Below are 11,967 nucleotides of genomic sequence, written 5' to 3'. Positions count from 1 at the left end.
CGGATCGGGCGTCCGTCAACTTCGATTGTATCTCCGTCCCGAACATGGGTCACGCGGCCTGAGGTGGGGCCACCAGCCCCGCTACGCCCGGCAATAGCCTGTCCGCCGCCCCATTGCATCGCATTGCCACCGCGCAGGGCGCGGGGCTGGTTGGACTGTGACGGGGCGTCGATGACATATGCCAACCAGCTTTGAGTCTGACTATCGTGTTTTGAATAATATCCAACTGCCACAGTCGCGCCCAAGACGGTCAAGACGACAAGTCGCGCGGACAGAAAGCGGCGGAAGCGCCGCCGCTTTTGAAAGGGAACGACGTTTCCCCGGAGTTTGCGCCAAAATGCCATGCGCCGACGTTAGTTAATGATTTTGGCGTTTTTGGGTCGATACTTGCGTTGGAATGCTGAATTGGTGAGCCGCTTGTCATTACGTCTGTTCAAAGTCAAAACCACTTGATCGTCAGCTCTGCCCATCGGAAGCTGTCCTAAGAATTATTCGGGTCCTAAGAATGCTATACAAGGCTTTGATTTCTACATACGGCGCTTCGCTAGCAGGCAAGTCAGCACCATTAGATGATCCGGTTTGGCACTTGGAGTGGTCAGAAGATTTGCAGTTGTTTCGGGAGTATGCTCTCGATGCATTGCAGCAGGCCAAGGTCTATTTGCTAGATCATTTGGCGGCGAACTATACCGATACACTTCACGATGCCGTCCAAGAGAAGGCCGAATCCATCGGTGTTCCTGCAATGGCCATTCTCGGTGAGGTGCAACTTCCCAACAATGTCAATTGGGTAGAATTTGATAATCGAGCCCTAGCCATTGCGCGTTTCGAACGAGGGTCGCCTGTGACCGCTCATGACGACAAACCGATTGGGTCTGGCCTGCGAGGTTATCTAATCGATGATCGGAGCGACGATCACCTGCGCATCACGATGTTCAGCCGCCCTGAAGGCAGCAAAGTCATGGACCCAATTTGCTCTTTGCTCGTCAATCGGACAGCGGATGGGAAGCTGAACCACGATAAGGTTAATGAGGACCTGAGCCGGACGATGGTCAACTTTCGCTGGCGCATCGGAAACTCCAAGGAAAAAATCAAAGCCCTTCGCACCTTGCACCGTATTGATACCGGATACGATCTATTCATTCCTTATGCGCTCTTTGCGATGTTGGTATCCCCCGACTTGGGCGGCATTATTCCCGCAGAAACGGAAACGTTCAGAGCCAAGGATGTAAAGACAGCCCGAAAGTTCGGGAAGTCGTGGGTTCTGGGCGCTCAGAAATCCCATCTCACAATCCGAATTGGTCCGCAGGCTGCGGCGCATATGAAAGAAAGGCAGGCTCGCCTTGAATTTGAGCAACAGACCCAAGGGGTTCGAAATGGGCCTGTACGTCATTGGGTGAGTGAGCATGAGCGCCGCTACCGAAATGGTAAGGTCGTGTTGGTCAAAGGGCACCACCGAGGCCACGAAACTGACCCCGGTCTACCAACACGCGTCATGGGGCCAAGATTGGACAAAGACGACTTTATCGTCGCGCTGAAAGATTGAAAGGCAATCGGTAGGGGAGCATGGGCGAGTAGCGAAAGTTCGCCACGATCGCAAAAAGGTCAGCGGAACGGAGGAAGCCGTTATTGCTGACCTCACTCGTTGATCCGGACTGCAAGAGCGGTGGCGATACCCAGTTACTGGGCAGACATGATTGCGAAGGAACTATTATGTCCATTTGCGCCGAGAGCTGTAAGGGGCTGAGTGAACAAGGTGATGGCACGAGCGTTGCGTTTGCGTTCTAGTAGCCACACAGTGGCAATGCGGTGTATCTGATACTCCGCTTAAATGTTGTCTAATGATCAGATCAGACGTCATGGATCGATGAATGAACACCTTTTCTAAATTGAAATTGAGCGGATGGCGGCAGTTCGAGAATGTCGATCTGGACCTATCGAAGAATGTGACGGTTTTAACCGGTGCCAATGGTACTGGAAAGACATCCATTCTGAATATTCTCAGTACTCACTTTGGCTGGAAAATCAACTTCGCTGCTACTCCCTACGTAAGCAAACGCTCACGCAAGAATCTTTTCAGGGATATCCGTTCGCAAGATGACGTCGATGAACATCAAGATAATCGTCACCACAACGTCGGTCACGTTGAGTACAGCGACGGGCAAAGGTGCGATTTGACTGTACCTGAATTGCTAGGAGCGAACTACCAGCTTAAATACCAAAACCGGCAAGCTGTACCCGGGATATTTATTCCTTCTCATCGGCAACAGTCCGTCTACTCAAGCGTCTCGACTATTCCGACCCAGCCTGTCGAGGCTAGCCAGATGTACGAAAATTATAGAAATTTGTTGGCGCAGTTTTTCCAACCAAATCAACAGACAATGAGGAACCCAGGAACTGTACAGAAGGAAGCTCTGATTTCGCTCGCAGTGTTTGGAGAAGGCAATAAGACGGTAGTAGCAAATCAAGACTACGAGGATGCTTTCCGAAGGTTTGAAAGCCGTTTACGGACCACCCTACCAAAAGAACTCGGGTTTCAACGCTTGAAAGTGGTGATGCCAGAAGTGGTTCTGGAGACAAATAGCGGCGACTTCTCCTTAGATGCAATGTCGGGCGGTGTTTCGTCTGTATTTAGTATCGTCTGGCAAATTCATATGTTTGATCTAAGTAATTCTGAGTACACAATTGTGTTAGACGAGCCCGAAAACCATCTGCATCCAAGCATGCAACGAACGTTGTTGCCATCTTTGTCATTGGCATTTCCTCACGCGAAGTTCGTTGTCGCGACGCATAGTCCATTCATCGTTTCAAGTTTTCGCGAAGCAAACGTTTACGCGTTGTTCCATGGGGCAACGAAAGGTGTAGAAGCGCAACAACTCACAGAAAAGGACCTCTCAGGTTCTGCAAGCTCGGTCCTGCGGGAAATACTAGGTCTTGAAACCACCATGCCTGTTTGGGCTGAAGAAGTAATTGCGAGTGAGCTAGAGGAAACGAGCGATCTTTCTCCGCAGGAACGCGCGACGCGACTTGTCCGAAGGATGCGTGAACTCGGCATCTCTAACAATTCTAATCTTGAGTTTTAAGAATGCGTAATCTTACCAAGGCAATTGCGCCGGCTGTTATAGCAGATAATGAACAAGCTTGGCTTGAACAACTCGCAGAAGAACCAGACAACGCGACTAGGAAAACTCGATACAGGCATCCCGAGATCAAGGCGGCAATTAGAGACGAGGCATACAATAAATGCATCTATTGCGAGAGCAAGCTAGGCCATAATACTCCTGGTGATGTTGAACACATCAAGCCATCCTCCACGCGACCACACCTCAGGTTCAATTGGCGGAACCTCGGCCTTGCATGTACTGAATGCAACAGACGCAAGGGCGTATATGATAACGATGAAATACCGTTTCTAAACCCCTTTGAGGATGATGTAGAGGCCCGGGTTCTTCATTATGGTCCGATAATGTCATGGGTTAATGGAGATCAGGCAGCTGAGATCGCAATTCGGAAACTTGAGCTTCACGGCTATAATCGAGAGCAACTAGTCATTCGGAAAATCGAACGCATACATGAAGTGGACCGACTCATGACTTTGTATCAAGGTTGCGGGAATGAAGTACTCAAAGAGATGTACTATCTTCAGCTCATTGATATGGCGGAGCTACCTTCTGAGTTCTCTGGGATGGTCAAATCGATTCTCGAAAGGAACGGCATTCTTTAAGAAGTGGTTTAGGTGTCTTGGCGTCTGGCATGTGATGCGCCGCGATCTTCAGGTTCTGAGTATTTGTCCTACTAATACGTCGGCGCAAAGGTGGCGAATGTAAGATTCGTGTGCTGCAAGCGCAGCGTTTTTCAGCTTGGGGTAAGTCCGGAAAGGGCTGTCAAACCCACCGATATTTTGCCGCTGCTTTCCCGATCCGCTCATCCAACGGCACCGGATGCTCATCTGATGCCCGCTGTAGGGCGTTTACGTGGCTTTCAAGAAAATCTGAAAAGTCGCTTGCCGTGACGCCAGACGCGGCGGCGCGGGATATGAACAGGCCTAGAAGCTGCCGGTCCAGCATGCGCATGTGTTCTTCGCGGTTGGCGTCCTTCACGTCGCGTGGCAGGACGCCTGCGATGTTTTCATGTAGGTCAATCTCTACGGTCTGTGTAACAGCCCGCCACAGCTCGTGTGTGGGCCAGCGGGCGCGGTTGCGGTCTGCGGTTGGGATGCAATAGCGCATGCGCTCACAGAAATCTGTGAAGGTGTCTCCTACCTGTGCGTTCAGATCGTCCCATCCGCGAATATCGAACCGCTCGCGCAGTTGCTTGCGCCCCATACGCAACTCGAACCGCCAGACGCGGCTTTGGTCCGGGTCTTTTATATCCAGCGCGGGCTTGCCCATGCTGGCGCGGTTGGCGTTCCAGATTTTGAGCCAACCGGCTTTGCCCTTTTCGATCACCTCGGTTCGCTTGTCATAGATTACAAGCTGGCGGCTTTCGCCTTTGCCTGCGCGCAGGCCGGTTACCCGTGTTCCTGACGCGTGGGTTTCGCTGTCCGAGGGGCCGGTGAATTCCACGGCCTTTGTCTTGGGCGGCAATACCAGGTAATTGCGGTCTGGTTCGAACCACGGGGCAAGGAAGTCTATTGCGAAATCGGTGCGGGTGACGCGCACTTGGTTTTCACCATAGAGAATTCCAAAGGCCCGCATGCAGGCTTCAAGATGTTCCTGCGCGGCTCTGAGGCCGCCCGTGGCCAACAGGAAAGCCCGGAAATCCACCGTGATACCGGGATTGTTTGCGGGGCGGTTCTCTGGGTCCAGAAAGTACCATTCCGCCCCCATGTCGCCGGTATGGGCAGAAAACGCCATGCCGCCGCTGCGCCGGACGCCAAGGGCGATACCTCCAAAGTCCAAGATGCTTTCTCGGTTGGTTTCCACCGCCTCGGCCTTGGCCGCGCTCAGGCGTTCCCGAAACGCCGGGGGTATATCGGTTTCAATCGTCAGTCTCAGCCCATCAAAACCACTGTGCAGGATTTCTGCTACCATTTGCGCTGTCTTTCGATTTCGTATTGGTAGAGGGGGGTGTTACAAGACCCCCCTCTTTAGGCCGCTACCGCCATTCCTGAGCGCGCTGCGCGCCCTCCTTCCGCCTCCGGCGGGGTAGCTTTTGTTTTGGGGCCGGGCGCGAACGCCCGGCCGAAAAGTGGATAGGGTAGGGTTCAACCTCGAACGCCGCGCTCAATGGCTGACGCCGGTTGAAATGGCCCCTTCTTGGCAAATGCGTGCTCAAGCGCTTCGATATATGCCTTCGGCTCAAACAGCTTGTAGAAGTACCACATCGAAATTTCGCGAACCTCGTAAACCGGCGTTCCGTCCGGTTTGGATGTGAATTCCGGCCCATACCCGATTTTCCTGAAGGTCTTTAGAAGGTCCGGTGGAATGTCCAACATTCTTGACGCCTCGGTGTCGTCGAGTTGGGTGGTCAAGACATGCTCGTCCTGGGGAATGCCGTCTTCATCTATCATCATGTTTCCTTTCAATGTTGATGGCAGGCAAAGGGAGGGCGCGAGGTGGCGACACCCCGCGCCCCTTGTTGAAGCCGTCCGGCCCCAAAATCCCGCGCGGTGCTACCAACCCCGCACGGGCAAAACTCAATTATGCGGCTGAGGTGTGCGCGCGGCGGCGCTCAGCGGTCCAATCCAGCACGTCACCACGGCGATAGCGCACGGAACGCCCGATCTTGTGAAAGCAGGGGCCATAGCCAGTGACGCGCCATTTCTGTAGCGTGCGGATCGACTGACAGAGCAAGTCCGCTACATCGGCCTCGGTCATCATCTGTTCGGGGTCAATCTGGGTATTCTGGCCTTCCATAGGGCTTCCCTCCTGAGCATCATTGGTGCGTTGAAGGTTGGATAGCAGCCGGGCGCAGCCCGTTGAAAATGCCATAATTGGTTTCTGTGATGTCGAATTATGACTTCGGCTGTAAGGCATACGCAATCGCTAGAAAGTGCATCGATTTGAGGCCCATGAAAGCGATTTTTCTGAAGCCTGACTTGTTTGGGAATGTTTGCCGTTACGGCTATTCAAGAGGAGTTGGAAAAACCCGACGTGCGATGAAAAAGCCTGAGACCCGAACGCCGGGAAAACGTCGATTAAGTACCGTTTTCATAGCTTTAAAATGTGTGCCTGCTGTCAGAACATCATCAAATACGCCAATGTCAGTTGGTGCTGGATCACACAGGGTTTCATCAATCTGATAGAGATCAATCAGTTCTTCGACAGTCGGCCGGGGGTTGATCCCGGCTTCGTGCGCGGCCTCTGTAGAGACTGTTTGAGTGACCAAATTCCTAACATCCAAACCGTCCTGAATGCCCCGGCAGATTTGCTCCATTCGATCATCGTAATCGAGATGGCCGACACATTTTGATCCCGGAACGGGAATCAATGTACTCCTTTGTAGCCAGTCAGGATGAATTGCCTCTCTCAGCGTGTTTGAAGCCTGACGGATCACCTGTGCCTTGTAGTGATAGCCACCTTTTATGAAGCGCTCACTTGGTTTCTTTTTCAGGTTTGAGATGATTTGATTCGCTTGTGAAAAACTAAAATCACGGCCAGAGGTGTATTCCAAAAGATAGAAACACTCATCTTGAGGAGTTAGGTAATAATGGTCACCCCTGTTGTGATCGTCTATTTCGGAGAGGCGCATTTAGTCTAGGGCTTTCCAAATATCTTCTGGTTCGCGAACCCTGATTGCCCCCTCTTTCTCAAAGCGAGCGGGCCAAGTAATAGCCGGATTGTTGAAGCAGTTTTCAAGAATAAATAGCTTGCGCCCCTGATAGAGAGCGGCGCGTGCTTGCGTAAGCGTTCCAGATGTCTCGCCAGCTTCAACAATAATCGTCCCCTCGGTCAGAGCACTCATTGTTACGTTGCGCTCTGGAAAATAGTGACGCTTTTGTTGGAATGGTTGGACCTCATAGCGCAGTACAGGAATTTGCGAGATCAGCAGATGCTCCTTAGCGATGTATTCCTGTAAATCGCGATTTTCTTTTGGGTAGTATTCGCCAAGCGGTGTTCCTATCACCGCGATGGTGACACCGCCTGCCTCAAGAGCTGCATTATGGGCAGCAGAATCAATCCCGGTTGCGAGGCCGGATACGACCGCAAAATCTCGATTCACGAGTTCCTTGGCCAGCCGTGCAGCTCGGCGCGCGCCTTCCTCAGATGGTTTGCGGCTCCCGACAACAGCCAGGCCTCGCATTTCGCTTAGTTCCCACGCGCCCTGATAGTATAGCAACTCGACTGGGTACTTGGCGTCGCGTAACTTTTCAGGATAGTCGCCCGCCTTGTTTATCCGCACACCAAACTGTCTCACGCCTGCAGCGTAGAGTTTCTCTATGACCTTTTGAGCTGCGGCCTCAGCATCTTGAGGAGTTACGAAATCTGAGGGCAGCGCCGATGGATCACTCGCAAACTTTTCGGCCAAACGTTTGAACGTGGCTCCTTGCTGCATGAACAGGGCTTCGTATGCCCCAAGCTCACGGCGTGGCGAAATCGGGGCGAGTGCGGGTGAATTGCTATTCGATAATGCCAGCTTATTCACAGCGTTTAAACGCTGGTACATTGTTCATTTGCGTCTCCCAGATAAAGACCATCGAGGGTGTAAGGTTTCACTAGTGTGCCCTACACCATGGATATATAACAATACCTACAGATTTACAGCATGCCATGAGACCCGATGGCGCTTGAAGGTCAAACCTTGAAAGTTTTAGATGTTGAGTACTTGGGGTTGCGTCCTTGAAGCATTAACACAGCGGTAGTTGCAAGCGGTCGCGTCGGCGGTTGACCGCACCACAAATTCACCGGCAGTTCAAGATCGGCTCTGGGTCGATCAGAATTTTAAGTGTCTCTTTTTGATAAATGCTCTTGCTGCGTAATGGACCGCCAACCGAGAGAATTTCGGCGTCTAAATGCCGCTTTGCTGGCTAACGCGACAGGTCGCCAATTGTCCTTCGTATCTGCCCGCCAATCGCCGAATTTGTTATCCCCAGTTCGGGCGCGAAATTAGTCAGAATATGCTCAAGGATTTCGACAAGTGGCCCCTCGTATCGCTCGTCGACGGCGTTGAAGTAAAATCCGTCAAGCGGTCCTCGATCTGAGTGGTCCTCGATTGCGAAGGCCACACCTTCTATCAATCGTTTGATGGATTTCTTTGGCTTAGGCCCCCGTGATTTCTTTTCAGCGGGAAGGTCCAGCACGGAAACAGCATCTTTCAGTATCTGGGTCGCTAACACGAACCTAGCGTTCGAAGTGCCTGATAGGTGTTCAAGAAATAGATATGCACTGTGTTCGAAATCGGCTTCGTCAAAGCCGTGGTCTCCATCATCGTGCAGTTTCTGATAACCCTCGCTCAGGAGCTTTTGTGACCAATCATCAAGGCGTTCGAGGTTCTCGCTTAGCGTCGCCGCGGATTTTACTATTTCGTCTAGGGCGGCTTGAATCTCTTCGTTTGAAGGGCCGCCCTCTTCGAATTGTTTGCTGTAGAACTGCAAGAGTATGACTAGGACCGAGCGCTCAATATCTTGAAGTTTGTTTTCTTTTTTACAATCCAGTTGCTCTGCAATCCAGTCAACGTCGACCCTTGCTTCACGCTTCGCAAAATCCTTGGTGTCATGTGTCTGTTCCCATCCCCACCGGGGCTTCGCTCGTCTCGCCAAGGTGAAAATCCCCTATATATAAATAGGCCCTATATATCGAGCCTATATAGGGTGTTTCTTTCTGGCCTACCTGATCTAGCCGCCGGGTTCGAGCCCTATATCCTATGCTATTGACCCACCAGCTTGAGCGGGGGGCGGCCAACATGCCCGCCGCTAACAAAGCCATTCAACCGCTCCGCGTTTTCCTCTGCCGCCCGCCTCACCGGATCATCGGCCAAGTGCGCATAGCGCATGGTGGTCTGTATCTGAGTGTGGCCCAACAACCGGCCTACCATCTGAATTGGCATGCCAGACGATACCGCGTTTGACGCGTAGGTATGGCGCAGATCGTGAATACGCACATCGTCAAGGCCCGCGCGCGCACGAATGCGCCGCCACGGGTGCTGCAAGTCGGTGCAGTAGCGGCCCGGCACCTTACCAGCGATCACGTAAGGGTTGTCAGGAAGCCGGGGCAGGGCGCTGAGAACCGCGCGGGCGGCTTGGGGCAGGGGGATGCGCCGCGCGCCGGTCTTGGTGTCTGGCAGCTCCATGCCCTGATCGGTGATGAAATCCCATTGCAGCGTTTGTATCTCGCCCAAGCGACAGCCGGTCAGGATCAACAGCCGAAAGGCGGCGATCACGTAAGGGGTTTCCGATCCGTCGCATTCAACCTCGGCCAGCGTTTGCCCAAGACGCTGCAGCTCGTATTGGCTCAGAAACCGTTCCCGCTTCTCCTCGCGGTACTTGGGCACGTGGCGGCATGGGTTTGACCCATCCGGGCGCAGGCCCCAGACCTCGGCCAGATTGAACATCTTGGATAGCACACCCAACACGCGGTTGGCCTGATAGGGCTTGTCGCGCATCTTGTGGTGCAGCTCCGACACGTCGCGCCGCTCCACGTCCACGACTTTGAAATTGCCAATCGCCGGGTTGATAAACAGATCAATCGCGCGGCGGTATTCGCTCTGCGTGCTGGCCTTGCAGCGGTGTTGCACATGATCGGTAAAGAACCGCTCGCACAGGGCCGCGACAGTGGGCGCGCGGCGATGCTGTGCAATCTCTTCAACCGGATTTTCGCCCTTGGACAGCTCGCCCATGATTTCCTTGGCGCGGTTCCGGGCCTGATCGGCGGTGATATTGCCATGCCGCCCGATAGAGGCCCGGCGCGTGCGCCCGCCTTTGCGGTACTGCACTTGGTAGGTCTTGGTGCCCGAAGGCATGATACGCACGCCAAATCCCTTAATCTCGCTGTCCCATTCGAAATAGGCTTTGGCGCGAATTTCGAAGCTATCAACGCGGCGCTTGGTCAGCTTTGGCATGTCTTATCCCCTCGGTTTTGCCCCGGTCTGTGGAAGCACAGTGGAAGCACGTGGAAGCAAATCACGGGGTAAGGCGTAGGACTCCGGCGTAATGCCCGTCAACGAAAAATGAGCGATTCCAATAAGATAGGGTATAGGGGCGTAATCCGGCGCAGCCCATGTGAATCCGCTAGAGGTGACTCATAACCTGAAGGTCGCAGGTTCAAATCCTACCCCCTCAGCCAAATTCTGCATTATATAACAACAGGCTAGCGCCCCATCGGGCGCTTCTTGCGTTTGGGCATTCTGACTTGGTGCTACAACGGCCCGCAACCCGCTTCCATCACTGACAGCTCAAATCAACCTTCGCGCAAACAGAGCCAATGGTATGGACCCCGCCGCCCAAGACCGGCGAACCTTCGGATATCTAATCGGGAGAAGGAGACATACCATGAAGATCGTACGAATTGGCTTGGATCTGGCTAAGAACGTGTTTGAAGTCCATGGCGTCGATGCAGAGGACAGTGCGGTTCTCCAAAAGACACTGAGGCGGGATGTGGTTCCTCAGTTTTTCTCGGAGTTGCCGCCTTGCCTGGTTGGCATGGAAGCCTGCAGTGGGGCGCATTACTGGGCGCGGGTTCTGACGGATCTCGGCCACGACGTGCGCCTGATCTCGCCGCAGTTCGTAACCCCATACGTAAAATCGAACAAGAACGACCGGAACGACGCCGAGGCGATTTGCGAAGCCGTCGGCCGGCCATCGATGCGCTTTGTGCCGCAGAAAACTTCCGAGCAACTGGAGATCCAGGCCGTTCACCGTATCCGCCAGCGGCTGGTCTCGGACCGGACGAGGTTGGTGAACCAGATCCGCGGCCTTCTGGCCGAACATGGCGTTGTGATAGGCCGGGACATCTCTCGCCTGCGGCGTGGTCTTCAACAGATCGTGGACGGGGCCGCAGATGGCCTTGGTGAGCTGATCCGGGACCTGGTGCGCGATGTGCATCAGGAGTTGGAGGAACTCGATCAGCGTATTGCCACATATAATCGACGGATCCGGCATCTCTTTCGAACCAATGAAGATTGCCAGCGTATCGGCAAGATTGAGGGCATCGGGCCGATTACCGCGACGGCGCTGGTGGCGGCGGTCGGTGACCGAAGCTGCTTCAAGAACGGACGCCAGTTTGCCGCCTGGCTTGGACTGGTTCCCAGGCAAAGATCGAGTGGCGGGAAGTCCCGTATGTTCGGGATCAGCAAACGCGGCGACCGATATCTGCGCACCATGATGATCCATGGTGCGAGGGCCGTTCTCGGCAAAGCCGGAGGCAAGGAGGATCCCAGAAGCCAATGGATCGGCAGGATGCGGGAGCGGCGGCATCCGAATATCGTCGCTGTCGCACTTGCCAACAAGAATGCCAGGATCGTGTGGTCGATCTTGTCACGAGGCGAGTCCTATCGCTCGGTCGAAACTGTGTCGCAGAACTGACGCCAGCAGCTAAATAACCAGAACGAGGAGGACTTTCCCCAGAATATTGCAGCACCTTGGCAGGAGATGGTGAAGGGTACGACCCACTGCTTCTTGAACCTGATGTGTGGACCGGCAAGGCCGATGCCTATGCCTTGGAGCCGATGAGGGAGAAGCGCGCGGAAATCCATCGGGGCTCGCGGCGACGATGTATCGGGCCGCTCAGAGAAGCCGGATATACGTCAGCAATCGTGATCACCAAACCTGACCCAACCAGACCGTTGCAATCAGGCGGGGTCCATATACGTCCACACATCACAGCAACCTCAAGAGTATCTATGGGGCCTGAGCCTAGTCACCCGGAATCGAAGTTCGGTTCATTGTCTTGAGGCAGAAGCGTTTGACGGAGGTTAGGATTTCGTCGGCTGATTTGATCCATCTGTAGGGTTTTGGATTATCGTTATGCGCATCGATGAAGGCCATGATGTCAGCCTCCAATTCAGCGACGGATCTGTGCACACCACGCTGGA

General features: G+C 53.7%; 12 protein-coding genes and 1 pseudogene. 4 read left to right on the top strand and 9 right to left on the bottom strand.

The annotated features are described in order from the left end of the window. A partial coding sequence (locus BUB53_RS23325; RefSeq protein WP_234983222.1) for a hypothetical protein occupies nucleotides 1–233 on the bottom strand: 233 nt, incomplete at its 3' end. A 272-nt stretch (nucleotides 234–505) separates the two neighbouring features. Between BUB53_RS23325 and BUB53_RS21620 the strand changes: the two genes are divergently transcribed. The 3 genes from BUB53_RS21620 (at nucleotide 506) to BUB53_RS21610 (ending at nucleotide 3,721) form a co-directional block, all read left to right on the top strand. Continuing rightward, a complete protein-coding gene (locus BUB53_RS21620) occupies nucleotides 506–1,543 on the top strand; it encodes a hypothetical protein (RefSeq protein ID WP_073038091.1) in 1,038 nt (345 codons plus the stop codon). A 325-nt stretch (nucleotides 1,544–1,868) separates the two neighbouring features. Next, on the top strand, nucleotides 1,869–3,080 hold the full coding sequence (locus BUB53_RS21615) for an AAA family ATPase (protein WP_073038089.1): 1,212 nt from the start codon (nucleotides 1,869–1,871) through the stop codon (nucleotides 3,078–3,080). Nucleotides 3,081–3,082: 2 nt separating this feature from the next. Beyond that, complete coding sequence (locus tag BUB53_RS21610) at nucleotides 3,083–3,721, top strand: HNH endonuclease (protein ID WP_073038087.1); 639 nt, start codon at nucleotides 3,083–3,085, stop codon at nucleotides 3,719–3,721. 160 nt (nucleotides 3,722–3,881) lie between these two features. Here the strand turns inward: BUB53_RS21610 and BUB53_RS21605 are convergent, their stop codons facing one another. The 7 genes from BUB53_RS21605 to BUB53_RS21575 all read right to left on the bottom strand — a co-directional run bounded on the left by BUB53_RS21605 (nucleotide 3,882) and on the right by BUB53_RS21575 (nucleotide 9,996). Continuing rightward, the gene (locus BUB53_RS21605) at nucleotides 3,882–5,030 is read right to left on the bottom strand and encodes a hypothetical protein (protein WP_073038085.1); all 1,149 of its coding nucleotides are present in this window, start codon (nucleotides 5,028–5,030) and stop codon (nucleotides 3,882–3,884) included. A gap of 173 nt (nucleotides 5,031–5,203) precedes the next feature. Continuing rightward, on the bottom strand, nucleotides 5,204–5,509 hold the full coding sequence (locus BUB53_RS21600; protein ID WP_159437894.1) for a hypothetical protein: 306 nt from the start codon (nucleotides 5,507–5,509) through the stop codon (nucleotides 5,204–5,206). Between the two features lie 130 nt (nucleotides 5,510–5,639). Beyond that, the gene (locus BUB53_RS21595) at nucleotides 5,640–5,855 is read right to left on the bottom strand and encodes a helix-turn-helix transcriptional regulator (protein ID WP_229709625.1); all 216 of its coding nucleotides are present in this window, start codon (nucleotides 5,853–5,855) and stop codon (nucleotides 5,640–5,642) included. A 208-nt stretch (nucleotides 5,856–6,063) separates the two neighbouring features. Beyond that, nucleotides 6,064–6,690: a hypothetical protein gene (locus BUB53_RS21590; RefSeq protein WP_073038081.1), complete on the bottom strand. Its 627-nt coding sequence runs from the start codon at nucleotides 6,688–6,690 to the stop codon at nucleotides 6,064–6,066. Further along, nucleotides 6,691–7,605 (bottom strand): DNA-processing protein DprA, encoded by a 915-nt coding sequence (locus tag BUB53_RS21585; RefSeq protein ID WP_073038079.1) that lies wholly within the window; start codon nucleotides 7,603–7,605, stop codon nucleotides 6,691–6,693. A gap of 361 nt (nucleotides 7,606–7,966) precedes the next feature. Beyond that, a complete protein-coding gene (locus tag BUB53_RS21580) occupies nucleotides 7,967–8,698 on the bottom strand; it encodes a hypothetical protein (protein ID WP_073038076.1) in 732 nt (243 codons plus the stop codon). A 107-nt stretch (nucleotides 8,699–8,805) separates the two neighbouring features. Continuing rightward, entirely contained in the window at nucleotides 8,806–9,996 is a 1,191-nt protein-coding gene (locus BUB53_RS21575) for a site-specific integrase (protein WP_073038074.1), read from the bottom strand. 430 nt (nucleotides 9,997–10,426) lie between these two features. On the opposite strand from BUB53_RS21575, the gene BUB53_RS21570 reads away from it, so the two are divergent. Further along, nucleotides 10,427–11,458 (top strand): IS110 family RNA-guided transposase, encoded by a 1,032-nt coding sequence (locus BUB53_RS21570; protein WP_073038072.1) that lies wholly within the window; start codon nucleotides 10,427–10,429, stop codon nucleotides 11,456–11,458. A gap of 330 nt (nucleotides 11,459–11,788) precedes the next feature. Here the strand turns inward: BUB53_RS21570 and BUB53_RS23320 are convergent. Then, nucleotides 11,789–11,967 (bottom strand): annotated as a pseudogene (locus tag BUB53_RS23320) (IS630 family transposase); the annotation flags it as partial.

It is taken from the genome of Roseovarius pacificus, assembly GCF_900142665.1.
Classification (GTDB): Bacteria; Pseudomonadota; Alphaproteobacteria; order Rhodobacterales; family Rhodobacteraceae; genus Roseovarius; species Roseovarius pacificus.
Note: the sequence above shows the minus strand (reverse complement) of the source record. Positions and strands in the feature narration are given on the sequence as shown.